Source organism: Hydrogenophaga sp. RAC07, assembly GCF_001713375.1.
Lineage (GTDB): Bacteria > Pseudomonadota > Gammaproteobacteria > Burkholderiales > Burkholderiaceae_C > Hydrogenophaga.
Genome location: NZ_CP016449.1, coordinates 4,203,375 through 4,216,404, shown reverse-complemented (window position 1 = coordinate 4,216,404; position 13,030 = coordinate 4,203,375). Strand labels below are relative to the sequence as shown.

The following is a 13,030-nucleotide window of genomic DNA, read 5'->3' as shown; positions in this document are numbered from 1 at the left end:
AGACCCCCGTCAACTGTCGCATAAAAAAGCCGCTGCGACCCGCTCAGCCACCCTCCGCTGAGGCCCTTCGGCGCTCAAAATCATCGCCATGAAGCGCGGCTTCTACACCATCATGACGGCGCAGTTCTTCAGTTCGCTGGCGGACAACGCGCTGTTCGTGGCCGCGATCGAATTGCTGCGCACGCGCGGCTCACCCGAGTGGCAAAGCGCCGCCCTCGTTCCCCTGTTTGCCTTGTTCTACGTGGTGCTCGCGCCGTTCGTGGGGGCGTTCGCGGATGCGCGACCCAAAGGCCAGGTCATGTTCATCAGCAACGCCATCAAGGTGGTGGGCTGCCTGCTCATGCTCACCGGCGTGCACCCGCTGCTGGCCTACACGCTGGTGGGGCTGGGCGCGGCCGCCTACTCGCCGGCCAAGTACGGCATCCTCACCGAGTTGCTGCCGCCCTCGCAGCTGGTCAAGGCCAATGGCTGGATCGAGGGCCTCACGATCGCCTCCATCATTCTGGGTGTGTTGCTGGGTGGCCAGCTGGTGAGCCCCTGGGTGTCGGCGCAGTTGCTGGCCATCGACATCCCCGGTTTCCACACCGGCATCCACCACCCCGCACAAGCCGCTGTGGCCGCGCTGATGTTCGTGTACATGCTGGCTGCGTGGTTCAACACCCGCATCCCGCTCACCGGCGTGACGCCGCGCCCCATGCCCGCGAACCCCTGGGCGCTGCTGCCCGATTTCTGGCGCTGCAACAGCCGCCTGTGGCGCGACCGGCTCGGCCAGATCTCGCTGGCGACCACGACCTTGTTCTGGGGTGTGTCGGGCAACCTGCGTTACATCGTGCTGGCCTGGGCCGGCGCGGCGCTGGGCTACACCACCACGCAGGCCTCGTCGCTGGTGGGCGTGGTGGCGCTGGGCACCGCCGTGGGCGCGGTGGTGGCTTCCATGCGCATGCGGCTGGACCAGGCCACGCGCGTGATGCCGCTGGGCATCGCCATGGGCGTGCTGGTGATCCTCATGAACTTCATCGACAACGTGTGGGTGGCCGCGCCGTTCCTGGTGTTGCTCGGTGGCCTGGGCGGCTTCCTGGTGGTGCCGATGAACGCGCTGCTGCAGCACCGCGGCCACAACCTCATGGGCGCGGGCCGGTCCATTGCGGTGCAGAACTTCAACGAGCAGGCCTGCATCCTCACGCTGGGCGCGCTCTACGCGTCATCCACCGCGTGGGGCTGGTCGGCCTTCGCGGCCATCACCGCGTTTGGTGTGCTGGTGGCCGGTTTCATGGCCGTGATCGCGCTCTGGCACCGCCACAACCAGCGCGCGCATCCGCACGAACTGGAGCGGCTGCTGGAGATCGCGCGCCGCGACGACCTGCACGGCTAGAAGCCAACGTTGGTCGGGGCGAAGCCGTCGAGGCTGACCAACCGGTGCTGCGCCAGCACCTTGTACAGATCACTCTCGCTCACCGAGCGAGACAAGTAAGCGTCGCTGCCGGCCAGACCCGCCTTCATGCGGTCCATGCTGCCGGCGGTGGGAGCGAACATGATCACCACCGGCGCCCCCTTGGGGCCTTTGGTCTGTTTGGCGGATCGGCAGATCTGGTTGGCGTCGGGGTCGCCCTTGAGCCGGTCGATCACCACCAGGCGGTAGGGGTTGGCCTTGAGCATCACCAGCGCTTGCGTCGCCTCGCGCGACCAGTCGATGGTGAGGCCGTAGCGCTTGAAACGCTTGAGCAGGATGCGGCCTTCCACCAGGCTCTCCGCCACCAGCAGCATGTCGCCGCGCGCCACGTCGGGCACGCTGGCCTTGTCGGTGCTGATGCGGGAGCGCGGCGCACGGGTGGAGCGCGGTGCGGGTGGGGAGGGCAGGTCGTCCAGCCCGCCGAAGTCGGTCAGGCGCATCGTGCCCTGGCGGTTGTTGGGCGCGGCCGCGCGCTGAGGCGGTGGCGGCATGGCGGCCAGGGTGCGCTCTTCGCCGCGCTCCATGGGCCGGGTGGGCGGAAATTCGGTGTCGGCCGAACGGCGCCGGCGCAAGTTCGCCGCCGGAGCCATGGGCCGGGCCGGTTCGTCTTCGGGTGGCAGGGTGGCCGAAAAACCGCGGTCGGCACCCATGCTGGAGGCCACCGGTGGCAGGTGGTCGGGCGCGGCCAGGCGGCCACTGGCCAGGCGCATGCTGGCGTCCAGGCCTTGCAGCTGGGAACTCTGAAAAGGCTGGGTGGCCGCAAACCCGCCAGCGGGTGCCCGTTGGGCCACCTCCGCGGGGCGCACGCCGACGATGACATCGAGCGCGTTGAGCACCGAGACCAGCTTGACGGGTTTGCGTTGCAGCGGCCACCCGGTGCCGCCGTCGGACTGGCCCACCAGCAGGATCTTGCCGGGCAGTTCGGCGTAGCGCACCAGGTGCAGCGCCTGGGTGTTGTCGGCGTTGACGATCAGGATCTGGGCGTCCATCACCTCGTCCTGCACGGTGTAGCTGGGGGGGCGGCGCGCGGCCATGCGGAAAAACGACTCGAAAGTGGCAGACTCGGCTTGCGTGAAGCCCACCAGCGCCACCGAATAAGCTGCCACCATCGATATGCCCCGCCCGCAGAATTGTTGGTTGATGTCGTAAGACCTTGATGAGTATGCCTTTTTGTAACGAAATTCGCTGTCTCCGGGTCACACGTCATTTGAAATGCGACACCTTTGGCGTGCCAGGGCTGCCGGAGTCCGCCCTAACTTTCACCCGACCATTCCCCAAGGAGTCCCATGTCCAGCATCCACGACTTTGAAGCCCTGTCCATCGACGGCAAGCTGGTCTCGCTCGCGCAGTTCAAGGGAAAGCCCCTGCTGATCGTCAACACCGCCAGCGCCTGCGGCTTCACGCCGCAGTTCGGCGGGCTGGAAAAGCTGCACAAAACCTACGGCGAGCGTGGTCTGGTGGTGCTGGGTTTTCCCTGCAACCAGTTCGGCAGCCAGGACCCGGGCAGCAACGACGAAATCGCCAGCTTCTGCCAGCTCAACTACGGCGTGACTTTCCCCATGATGGAGAAGGTGAACGTGAATGGCGCCGAGGCCCACCCGCTGTACCAGTGGCTCACGGCCGAAGCGCCCGGGCTGCTGGGCAGCAAGGCGATCAAGTGGAACTTCACCAAGTTCTTGGTGGGCAAGGACGGGCGGGTGATCAAACGCTATGCGCCGCAGGACGCGCCGGAGAAGCTGGCCGCCGACATCGAGGCGGCCCTGGCCTGAGCCCGTCCCTTACCGAAGCCAGCCGCGCTTGCGGAAGTACAGCATGGGCACCACGGCCGACAGCACCATGAGGGTCAGCGCCAGCGGGTAGCCGTACTGCCACTGCAGTTCGGGCATGAACGCGAAGTTCATGCCGTAGCTGCTGGCCACCAGCGTGGGCGGCAGCAGCGAGACGCTGGCCACCGAAAAGATCTTGATGATCTTGTTCTGGTTGATGTTGATGAAACCGACGGTCGCATCCATCAGGAAGTTGATCTTGTCGAACAGGAAGGCGGTGTGGCTGTCGAGGGAGTCGAGGTCGCGCAGGATCTGGCGCGCGTCTTCAAACTGCTCGGCGCTCAGCAGGCGGCTGCGCATCATGAAGCTGACCGCGCGGCGCGTGTCCATCACGTTGCGGCGGATGCGACCCGACATGTCCTCGTGCCGCGCAATAGCCGAGAGCGCCTCGCTCAGCAGGTTGTCCGAGGCGTTGCTGTTGAGCACCTTCTTGCTCACCGTCTCGATCTCGTCGTAGATGTCTTCGAGCGTGTCGGCGCAGTACTCGGCGTCGGCGTCGAACAGCATCAGCAGCACGTCCTTGGCGTCTTCGATCAGGCCCGGCATGCGCCGCGCGCGCATGCGCAGCAGGCGGAACACCGGCACGTCCTCGTCGTGGATGGAGAACAGCACGCCCTGGCTCTTGAGCGTGTCGTTGTGCTCGTTGAGGATGAAGGCCACACGCACCGCGCGCGGGTCTTCCTCGTCGTCGATCAGGAAGTCGGAGCGAACATGCAGCTCGCCGTTGTCTTCCTCGAAGAAGCGGGCCGACTCCTCGATGTCCTCGTCCATCGCGTCTTCGGGAATCGACAGGCCGAAGTGCTGCTTGACCCAGCGGCGCTCTTCGGGGGTGGGGTCTTCCAGGTCGACCCAGATCGGCTTGAATTGCGCAAGCTCTTCGAGCGACTCGATCTCTTCCTGGAAGAGGCGGCCATTGGCCAGGGTGAATACGTTGAGCATGGAGCGCTCCCGGCGAAGTCTGCTGTCTGAAAGGGCGGGCCGCGTGGGCGGGCCCGAGGGCGGGAAAGGTGCTTTCAGCCAGCAGGCCGCCCGACTCAGGTCGCCGCGCGGGCGGCGGCGATCAGACGGTGGCGGGGGTGGCTGAAAGCACGCAACTGGGGGGCGTGCTGTCCATGGGGCTCTCCGGGGGTGGGTTCGACCGGCGAATTATGGCACTGCAGCAGCGCCCGGGAGGGGCGCATGAGGCGCCAGAAAGCGCATCAGTTCGTCTTTTCGGCGCCAGGCATCGTGCTCGCCGAGTTCAATCAGTGCGTGCACGAAGCCGGGTTCGAACAGCAGGTAACTGGCCAGCGCCGCGGCGCTGCCGGCCGCGCCGCGCGCGGTGTCCAGCGCGCCCAGGCCGGCGAGGGTGTTGCGGGTGGGCGCCGGCAATTCACCGATGTGTTTGTGCGCCAGTTCGTCGAGCGAGAAGCTGGGCTGGATCGCCAGCACGTCGACCGGCCGGTAGGGCAGGGCCGCGGCCAGCGAAGGGGGCAGGCGCGACAAGGTCTGGCTCACGCGCTGGGCCTGCTCCACATCGGCCTGCAAGGTGTCGTGGAACACGCTGGCCATGGCGTGGCCGGCGATGGTGCCTGCCGTCGGATCGCCCGCCCCCCGCACCACCATGCCCGAGCGCTGGGGCTGGCCCACGCCGATCACCAGCACGCGCCGCGCGCCGAAATGGATGGCCGGCGACAGCGGCGAGAGCTGGCGCATGGAGCCGTCGCCAAAGTGTTCCTTGTGGCCTTCGACCCAGAGCGGCACGGCCGGGAACAGGAACGGGATGGCGCTGGACGCCATGAGGTGTTCGATGGTGACGGGCTGAAAATCCGCCCGGCGTCCGGGCCGGTGCCAGGCCTGCACCGGGTGGCCGGGGCGGGTCTGGCAGAACGTCCAGTGCTCGCCGCTGGTGTAGCTCGACGCGGTGACGCCCAGCGCCTGGATGGTGCGTTGCTCCAGCGCCCGCTCCAGGCCCTGCAGGTTGATGGCGCGGTGCAGCGTGTCCACCAAGGGCAGCGTGTCGAGCAGGGCGCGGTGGCGCCGCACCTGGCGCGCCAGCGTCCAGCCCGCCACCAGCCGGTTGGCACGCACCCAGCCCGGCGCTTCCAGCCGGTAGACCTGCTCCGAGCGCAGGCCCATCCAGAACTGGGCGAGCATGGGCAAGGCGGCTTGCCCTTGTTCGGCCACACTGGCGAGATAGGCTGCGTTGAGCGCACCGGCCGAGGTGCCGAACAGCCACTGAAACGGAAACGCCGGCGCCCCGTTGGGCTGCATGGCGGCCAGCGCCTTGAGCACACCCGCCTGGTAGGCGGTGCGCGCGCCGCCGCCCATCAAGACCAGCGCACACGCGTCGGGGCTCGCCTCGTGCGAGGCAGGCGTCAGCATGTTGTGGGTGATGAGGGTGTCGAGTGACATGGGCCGGCGTGGATGGCGCCACTATAAAGAGAGGCGCGCAGACTGCAGGCAGACAAGGGCACGAGAACGCGGCGAATGCTGACAGACGGGGGCGCGTCTGGCCCCCACGATTCACCCAGGACCACATCCGACCATGACACACACACGCCGCTGGGCCCTTGCATCATGCGCCGTTGCGGGGCTGCTGGCCGCCGCCTGGCTGGCGCTGTGGGTGGTCGTGCCCGACGACGAGGAGCTCGCGCGCCGCGTGGAGGCCGAGTTCGAGGCGCGTCTGGGTCAGAAGCTGGTGGTCGGCGCCGTGCACTGGCGCTTGCTGGGTTTGCCCATGGTCGAGGTGCTGGACGCGCGCACCGGACAAGCCGAGGCCATTCGCGTGCGCCGCGTTGCGATCTATCCCGAAGTCCTGCCCTTGTTGCGCCAGCGCTTCGTCATCAACCGGCTGCAGATCGATGGCGCGGTGGTGCCGCGCAGCGCCCTGGCGGCCTACCGCGGCAAGGCACAGGACGGCGTGGGTTCGGTGGTGCTGCGCGCCGTGACCTTCACCGACACGACCTACATCTCCTACAGCGGCGTTCCCGTGGTGTACGAGGGCGACATCGAGTTCGACGATGACCGCCTGCCCCGGCGGGTGCAGGTGCGGCGCCCCGAGGTGAACCCGCCGGTCTCGCTGGACGCGACGCGGGACGGCAAGACGGACAGCGGCGCAGACCTGTACCGCCTGCGTCTGCAGGGCGGCGGAGGCTCGGCCAGCGGGCAGGCGCGCCTGGCTTCGGCGGCCGACGGCGGCAGGGTGCTCACTGGCGAACTCGCGCCGCGCAACGTGGACGTGCATGCCTTGATGGAGGCCTTTCATCGCCGCTCCCCCATCAGCGGCCTGGCGTCCGGCGAAACGGAGCTGCGCGCGCAAGGCGACACCTTGAGCGGCTTGTTCCGCTCGCTGAAGACGCGCAGCGTGCTCCAGGTGGAGGGCGCCAGGATCTTGCGGTTCGACCTGGACAAGGCGGTCAAGTCGGTTGGCAAGGACCGCGATGGCGAGACCGCGCTGGACAGCCTCTCGAGCGTCGTGGAGACCAGCAACACCGAGCAGGGGCTGAAGGCCGAGTTCACCCGTGTGAAGGCTGTGGCCGGTCCCTACACCGGCACCGGCCGGGGCACGGTGTACCGCCAGCAGATCGATGCCCAGGGCACGCTGGCGGTGGGCGGCGGGGTGCTGGAGGTGCCGTTCGCGCTGCGTGGCCCCACCCGCCAACCCGAGTTTCAGATCGCCTGGGGAACGCTGGCGGGCGCGGCGGTGGGCACGGCGGTGTTGCCGGGCATCGGCACGGTGCTGGGCGCCACCATCGGCGGCATGATCAGCGGGCCGCCGCAGGCTGCCGACCCGCCCGCGCCGGCCCGGCGGCCCCGGCGGTGAACGCGTGTGCTGCGCCGCTCAGGGCGCAGGGCGGGCTGTCGTCGCTGCGCCGCGGCTGAGCAGCCAATACAGAAAGATCGCGCCGAAGGTGGCGGTGCCGATGCCGCCCAGGCCGAACTCGCCGAACTTCAGCGTGTACTCGCCGGTGCCCAGGATGATCGGGATGGCGGCCACCAGCAGGTTGCGGTTGTCCGAGAAGTCGACCTTGTTGTCGACCCAGATCTTGGCGCCGGCAATGGCGATGAGGCCGAACACCACGATGGACACGCCGCCCATCACAGCCAGTGGGATCGCCTGGATCAGCGCGCCGAACTTGGGGCTGAAGCCCAGCACGATGGCGATGCAGGCAGCCACGACGAACATGGCGGTGGAATAGATCTTGGTGGCGGCCATCACGCCGATGTTCTCGGCGTAGGTGGTCACACCGGTGCCGCCGGCCGCGCCGCTGACCATGGTGGCCACGCCGTCGCCGATGAAGGCCTTGCCCAGGTAGGGATTGAGGTCGCGCCCCGTCATGGCGCTCACGGCCTTGATGTGGCCCAGGTTCTCCGCCACCAGGATCAGCGCCACGGGCGCGATCAGGAGGATGGCTTGCGCCTGGAAGACCGGCGCGGCGAAGGTGGGCATGCCGAACCACGCGGCGTTGGCGATGCCCGAGACGTCGATGGGTTTGCCCAGGCCCAGGCCGTTGGTGAGCACGGCGTAGACCACGCTGGCCGCGATCAGGCCGACCAGGATCAGCAGGCGCTGCGTCATGCCGCGTGCGTACACAGCCACCAGCGCCACGCTGATGAAGGTGATGGCCTGCATCCAGGCGTCAAAGCCGGTGGGCGCCATGTTCTTGATGGGGATGGCCGCGAGGTTCAGGCCGATCACGGCGACCACGGTGCCGGTGACCACCGGCGGCATGAGGCGCTCGATCCAGTGCACGGCGACGCCTTCGTCCACCTCGTCCACTTCCATGCCGGCCATGGGCCGCGACTTGGTGTGCTTCACGTTGGTGGCGTGCACGATGAAACCAATGACGGTGTAGACCAGGCCGCAGAGGATGATGCCGCCCAGGGCCACGCCCAGGTTGGCGTTGGGGCCGGGGCCTGCGTAGCCGCTGGCGGCGATCACCACGCCGATGAAGGCAAAGCTGGACCCGAGGTAGCTCGGCACCTTGCCGCCGGTGATGAAGAAGAAGATGAGCGTGCCGATGCCGCTCATGAGGATGGCCACGTTGGGGTTGAAGCCCATGAGCAGCGGGGCCAGCACCGTGGCGCCGAACATGGCGATGACGTGCTGCACGCCCATCACGCTGGTCTGCGGCCAGGGAAGTCGCTCGTCGGGGGCGATCACGCCGCCGTTGTCGAGAGTGGTGGACGGTTTTTCCGTCCAGCTGAACAGGCCCATGGAATTTCCTTGAGGTGGGTGGTGGGAGGCCCTGCGGCCGGCTGGGATTGTGCCTGCAAAGACCGTGCCGGCCCGCAGCCGAAGGGTCGCTCAGGCGCTGATGGCGGGCAGCACCTCACCCCGGTTTTCACCGAACCCGATGCGCGCTGCGCCCGGCTTCTCGCACCAGCCGCGCAAAACGATGGCGTCGCCGTCTTCCAGGAAGGTGCGGGCCTCGCCTGTGCCCGGCAGCGGGATGCTGCGCGACCCGCCCAGGCTGAGCTCCACGATGGCGCCGGCCTCATCGGGCGTGGGGCCCGAGATGGTGCCCGAGCCCAGCAAGTCGCCAGGCTGCAGGTTGCAGCCGCCCACGCTGTGCTGCGCCACCATCTGCGCGATGGTCCAGTACTGGTGGCGAAAGCTGGTGGCTGAAAGGCGGTCGGGGGGGATGCCGCGTTCGCGGTGCTGGCGCGATTCGATGCGCACCTCGAGCTGCACGTCCACGCCGCCGTGCGCCGTGTTGGCCGGGCTGTCCAGGTAGGCCAGGGGTTGTGGTTCGTCGGCCGGGTGGGCGAAGGGCACGCGGTAGGGCGCCAGCGCTTCCAGCGTCACGATCCAGGGCGAGACGGTGGTGCAGAAGTTCTTGCCGAGAAAGGGGCCGAGCGGCGCCATTTCCCAGAACTGGTGGTCGCGCGCCGACCAGTCGTTGAGCAGGCACATGCCGAAGATGTGCTGCTCGGCCTCGGCGATGGGAATCGGCTGGCCCATGTCGTTGCCCGGGCCGACGTAGAAGCCCAGTTCCAGCTCGTAGTCGAGCCGCCGGCATGGGCCGTACACCGGGGCGCTTGCGCCCGGCGGCATTGCCTGGCCCATAGGGCGCTTGAACGGTGTGCCGCTGATCACCACGCTGGAGGCGCGGCCGTGGTACGCGATGGGCATCCACTGGAAGTTGGGTGTGAGCGGGTCGTCGGGCCGGATCACACGGCCGACGTTGCGCGCGTGGTGGATGGAGGTGTAGAAGTCGGTGTAGTTGCCCACGCGCGTGGGCACACGCATCTCGGCCCCGGCCTGCGGCACCAGGCTGGCACGCAGCGCTTGCGCGCCGGGCCCGCTGGCGCCGGCCTTGAGCAGGTCGAACAGCGCATGGCGCAGCGCGCGCCATGCGTCGGGGCCCATGGCCAGAAAGTCGTTGAGCGCGTCGCCGGTGCAGGCGTTCACGGCCTGTGCGGCCAGGCCTGACACCGCACCTTCGCGCGCGATGGACGCCAGGTCGATCACCTGGTCGCCAATGGCCACGCCGCCGCGAAAGGCCTCGCTGCTGCCGGCACGTCGAAACACGCCGAAGGGCAGGTTCTGGATCGGAAAGTCGGTGCCTGCGGCGTTGGCGGATTCGAGCCAGCTGCGGGCTTCGGGGTCGTGGGTGTGGTTGAGTTCCATGGTGTTCATGCCGCTGTGGCTTGCAAGGCGTCGTCAAAAATGGCCACGGCACGTGTCCAGCCCGCCGAAGCGCCGCGGATCTTGTGCGGGAAGCAGCTGATGAAGAACCCGTTGGCCGGCAAGGCTTCCAGGTTGTGCATCTTCTCCAGGTGGCAGTAGCCGATGTCGCGCCCGGCCTTGTGGCCTTCCCAGATCAGCGAGGCGTCTTTCGTCTCGCCGTATTTCCGGGCCGTGTGCACGAAGGGCGCGTCCCAGCTCCAGGCGTCGGTGCCGGTCAGGCGCACGCCATGTTCCAGCAAATACATGGTGGCCTCGTAGCCCATGCCGCAACCGGACGCCACGTAATCGTTGTGGCCGTAGCGCGAACCCGCGCGCGTGTTCACCACCACGATCTCCAATGGCTTGAGGGTGTGGTCAATGCGCTTGAGCTCGGTCTGCACATCGTCGGCCGTGACCACGTAGCCGTCGGCGAAGTGGCGGAAATCCAGCTTCACGCCGGGCTGGAAACACCACTCCAGCGGCACGTCGTGGATCGCGATCGCGGGCTTCTTATCGCCCAGCGCCTGGTCCATGGTGGAGTGAAAGTGGTAGGGCGCGTCCAGGTGCGTGCCGTTGTGGGTGGAGAGCTGCACCAGCTCCACCGCCCAGCCTTCGCCGTCGGGCAGGTCTTCCTTTTTCAAGCCGGGGAAGAAGGGCTCGATCTGCTCGAACGTGTGCTCGTGCGTGAAGTATTGGATCCTGGGCGCGAACGCGGGCGGGTCGCTGACCACGTCGTTTTCCAGGTAGATCGAGAGGTCGACAAAACGGCGGGGCATGGTGGTCTCCAGAGGGGCTTGAAATCAGGAACGCTGCCAGCGCAGCAGGCGGCGCTCGGCCAGGGCGAGCAACACATTGCTCACGAAGCCCAGGGCTCCAAGCAGCACGATGCCGGCAAACAGATCGCTGGCCTGGAAGGAGCGCGCGGCCAGCAGGATGGCCTGGCCCAGTCCGGCCTGCGAGGCGATCATTTCGCCCACCACCGAGACGATGAGCGAGACCGTGAGCGACAGGCGCATGCCGGCGAGGATGTCGGGCATGGCGTTGGGCAGGCCGATCTTGAGCACGAAGTTGAAATGGCCCAGCTCCAGCGAGCGCGACACCTCGCGCAACTGCGTGTGCACATTCGCCAGGCCATGCAGCGTGGCCAGCAGCACTGGCCACATGGCACCAAAGGCCACCACCGCCAGCACCATGTTGCCCGACAGGCCGAACAGCGCAATGGCCAGCGGCATCACGGCCGAGGCCGGCAGCGGGCGGATGAATTCGAGCGTGGGCGCGATCCACTCGCGGGCCCGCACCGAACTGCCGATGAGTGCACCCAGCGAGATGCCGAGCGCGCTGGCCAGGACCCAGCCCGTGACCATGCGGCTCAGCGTGGCCCAGGTGTAGGCCGCGAGGTCTCCGCCGGCCAGGCCTTGCACCAGGCTCGCCAGCGTGGCCTGCGGCGTCGGCAGGAAGGCGCGGTTGACCCAGCCGCTGGTGCTGGCCGCCCACCACAGGGCGATGAAGGCGCCGAGCACGAGAACGGAGCCGGCGGCGTTGCCCAACGCGACCATGCTTGTGCTGAGTCGGTTCATGCGGTTTGCTCCCCCATGCGGCGCGCAACCCACCGCTGCAGCGCCAGCGCGCCCACGTTGATGGCGTAGCCCACCACGCCGATCCAGGCCAGCCAGGCCAGCATGAGGGCCGGGTCCAGGCTTTGCTGCGCGATCATCATCGCGTAGCCCATGCCGTGCGGGTTGGCCGCGATCTCCACCGTGACGGCGACCACCAACGCAATCGCCACACCCAGGCGCAGCGCCACGAACAGGCGCGGCACGATGGCCGGCCCGACGATCCAGGCAAAGCGCTGCAGCGGCGACAGCTGCAACGCACGCGCCACCTCCAGCAGGCGCGGCTCCACCTGCAGCACCGCCGCCTGCGTGAGCACCAGCATGGGCCACAGGCAGGCGAAGGCCACCACGCTCACCTCCATGCGCAGGCCGAAGCCGAACACCAGCATGGCCAGCGGGATCAGCGCCACCGACGGAATCGGGCGCGCCACTTCCACGCTCAGGTAGCCCCACTGCCCCGCGCGTCGCGACAGGCCCAGCAGCGTGCCGAGCAACAAACCGCCGAGCGCACCGATCAGCAGGCCCAGCGCGGCGCTGCCCAGCGTGAAGGCCGTGGCCTCCAGCAGCGAGCCGTCCATGAGCGCGCCACCGAAGGCGAGAACCGCGGCGCTGGGTGGTGCGATGGCGTCGCTGCCCTGGCCGGTGGTGCGGGCCCAGAGCTCCAGCGCAACGAGCAGCGCGGCCGGGAAGACCAGGGCCCTCATTCAATGTCCCAGGTAGTGGTAGAGCTCGCGGCGCAGCCGCAAGAACTCGGGGTGTTCCTTGGTGCTCAACTGATCGCGCGGTTGCGGCAGCGGCACCTCGATCAGCGCGGCCAGGCTGGGCAGCGCGGCCGTGGGGTTGCTGCGCAGCGCGATCACGCGGTCGCCCAGGTACAGCGCTTCCTCCAGGTCGTGGGTGACGAACATCACCGTGAGGCCTTCCTCGCGCACCAGCCGCGCGAGCTCGTCCTGCAGCGTCTCGCGCGTCATCGCGTCGAGCGCGCCGAAGGGTTCGTCCATCAGCATCACGTCGGGCTGTTGCGCCAGGCAGCGCGCGATCTGCACGCGCTGCTGCATGCCGCCGGAAAGCTGGGCCGGAAACTTGTCGGCGTGCGCGCCCAGGCCCACCGTCTGCAGCACGCGCGCAATGCGCCCGGGCCGCTCGGCCGCCGGCACCTGGGCCGCTTCCAGCGCCAGGCTCACGTTGGCCTGCACCGTGCGCCAGGGCAGCAGGGCGCGCCCGTAGTCCTGGAACACAAACGCCACTTCGCGGCTCGGGCCGGTGATGGCTTTGCCCTGGCGTTGCACGCTGCCGCCGCTGGGCGCCACGAAGCCGGCGGCGGCGCGCAGCAGCGTGGTCTTGCCGCAGCCCGAGGGACCGATCACGCAGACGAACTCGCCGCGCCGGATGGACAGGTCCACCGGCGACAGGATCTGCCGACCACCCAGCGTGATGGCCACCTGGTCGAAGTGCAGGACGGTGTCGGCCGCGGGCGTCATGGGTG

12 protein-coding genes are annotated in these 13,030 nt (G+C 68.3%); 3 read left to right on the top strand and 9 right to left on the bottom strand.

The genetic code is table 11. From position 1 onward, the window contains the following. Window positions 1–88: 88 nt before the first annotated feature. A complete protein-coding gene (gene lplT / locus BSY239_RS19660; RefSeq protein ID WP_069048291.1) occupies window positions 89–1,372 on the top strand; it encodes a lysophospholipid transporter LplT in 1,284 nt (427 codons plus the stop codon). Here lplT and BSY239_RS19655 read toward each other — a convergent pair. Next, window positions 1,369–2,559, bottom strand: a complete 1,191-nt coding sequence (locus BSY239_RS19655) for a response regulator transcription factor (protein WP_069048290.1) — start codon at window positions 2,557–2,559, stop codon at window positions 1,369–1,371. The two genes, lplT and BSY239_RS19655, sit on opposite strands and share 4 nt — an antisense overlap. A gap of 177 nt (window positions 2,560–2,736) precedes the next feature. Between BSY239_RS19655 and BSY239_RS19650 the strand changes: the two genes are divergently transcribed. Then, window positions 2,737–3,219 carry a glutathione peroxidase gene (locus BSY239_RS19650; RefSeq protein ID WP_069048289.1) on the top strand — a complete coding sequence of 161 codons (483 nt, stop codon included), beginning with the start codon at window positions 2,737–2,739 and terminating at the stop codon, window positions 3,217–3,219. 9 nt (window positions 3,220–3,228) lie between these two features. On the opposite strand, the gene corA is transcribed toward BSY239_RS19650, so the two are convergent. Together corA and BSY239_RS19640 are read right to left on the bottom strand one after the other, a co-directional pair. After that, entirely contained in the window at window positions 3,229–4,215 is a 987-nt protein-coding gene (gene corA, locus BSY239_RS19645) for a magnesium/cobalt transporter CorA (protein WP_069048288.1), read from the bottom strand. 207 nt (window positions 4,216–4,422) lie between these two features. Continuing rightward, window positions 4,423–5,670 (bottom strand): patatin-like phospholipase family protein, encoded by a 1,248-nt coding sequence (locus BSY239_RS19640; protein WP_083240082.1) that lies wholly within the window; start codon window positions 5,668–5,670, stop codon window positions 4,423–4,425. 133 nt (window positions 5,671–5,803) lie between these two features. On the opposite strand from BSY239_RS19640, the gene BSY239_RS19635 reads away from it, so the two are divergent. Then, window positions 5,804–7,081 carry an AsmA-like C-terminal region-containing protein gene (locus BSY239_RS19635; protein WP_069048287.1) on the top strand — a complete coding sequence of 426 codons (1,278 nt, stop codon included), beginning with the start codon at window positions 5,804–5,806 and terminating at the stop codon, window positions 7,079–7,081. 18 nt (window positions 7,082–7,099) lie between these two features. Here the strand turns inward: BSY239_RS19635 and BSY239_RS19630 are convergent, their stop codons facing one another. The 6 genes from BSY239_RS19630 to BSY239_RS19605 form a co-directional block, all read right to left on the bottom strand. After that, entirely contained in the window at window positions 7,100–8,476 is a 1,377-nt protein-coding gene (locus tag BSY239_RS19630; protein WP_069048286.1) for a solute carrier family 23 protein, read from the bottom strand. A gap of 90 nt (window positions 8,477–8,566) precedes the next feature. Next, on the bottom strand, window positions 8,567–9,901 hold the full coding sequence (fahA, locus tag BSY239_RS19625) for a fumarylacetoacetase (RefSeq protein WP_069048285.1): 1,335 nt from the start codon (window positions 9,899–9,901) through the stop codon (window positions 8,567–8,569). Continuing rightward, on the bottom strand, window positions 9,898–10,707 hold the full coding sequence (locus BSY239_RS19620) for a cyclase family protein (RefSeq protein WP_069048284.1): 810 nt from the start codon (window positions 10,705–10,707) through the stop codon (window positions 9,898–9,900). The genes fahA and BSY239_RS19620 overlap by 4 nt, the downstream gene beginning before the upstream one ends. Window positions 10,708–10,731: 24 nt before the next feature. Beyond that, window positions 10,732–11,508, bottom strand: coding sequence for an ABC transporter permease (locus tag BSY239_RS19615; RefSeq protein WP_236944107.1), 777 nt, complete (start codon window positions 11,506–11,508; stop codon window positions 10,732–10,734). Further along, a complete protein-coding gene (locus tag BSY239_RS19610) occupies window positions 11,505–12,248 on the bottom strand; it encodes an ABC transporter permease (RefSeq protein ID WP_069048282.1) in 744 nt (247 codons plus the stop codon). Before BSY239_RS19610 ends, BSY239_RS19615 begins: the two co-directional genes overlap by 4 nt. Beyond that, entirely contained in the window at window positions 12,249–13,025 is a 777-nt protein-coding gene (locus BSY239_RS19605; RefSeq protein WP_069048281.1) for an ABC transporter ATP-binding protein, read from the bottom strand. Window positions 13,026–13,030 lie beyond the last annotated feature (5 nt).

Coding starts and splice junctions, on each gene's coding strand:
- lplT (WP_069048291.1), top strand. CDS start 89: ATGAAGCGCGGCTTCTACACCATCATGACGGCGCAGTTCTTCAGTTCG.
- BSY239_RS19655 (WP_069048290.1), bottom strand. CDS start 2,559: ATGGTGGCAGCTTATTCGGTGGCGCTGGTGGGCTTCACGCAAGCCGAG.
- BSY239_RS19650 (WP_069048289.1), top strand. CDS start 2,737: ATGTCCAGCATCCACGACTTTGAAGCCCTGTCCATCGACGGCAAGCTG.
- corA (WP_069048288.1), bottom strand. CDS start 4,215: ATGCTCAACGTATTCACCCTGGCCAATGGCCGCCTCTTCCAGGAAGAG.
- BSY239_RS19640 (WP_083240082.1), bottom strand. CDS start 5,670: ATGTCACTCGACACCCTCATCACCCACAACATGCTGACGCCTGCCTCG.
- BSY239_RS19635 (WP_069048287.1), top strand. CDS start 5,804: ATGACACACACACGCCGCTGGGCCCTTGCATCATGCGCCGTTGCGGGG.
- BSY239_RS19630 (WP_069048286.1), bottom strand. CDS start 8,476: ATGGGCCTGTTCAGCTGGACGGAAAAACCGTCCACCACTCTCGACAAC.
- fahA (WP_069048285.1), bottom strand. CDS start 9,901: ATGAACACCATGGAACTCAACCACACCCACGACCCCGAAGCCCGCAGC.
- BSY239_RS19620 (WP_069048284.1), bottom strand. CDS start 10,707: ATGCCCCGCCGTTTTGTCGACCTCTCGATCTACCTGGAAAACGACGTG.
- BSY239_RS19615 (WP_236944107.1), bottom strand. CDS start 11,508: ATGAACCGACTCAGCACAAGCATGGTCGCGTTGGGCAACGCCGCCGGC.
- BSY239_RS19610 (WP_069048282.1), bottom strand. CDS start 12,248: ATGAGGGCCCTGGTCTTCCCGGCCGCGCTGCTCGTTGCGCTGGAGCTC.
- BSY239_RS19605 (WP_069048281.1), bottom strand. CDS start 13,025: ATGACGCCCGCGGCCGACACCGTCCTGCACTTCGACCAGGTGGCCATC.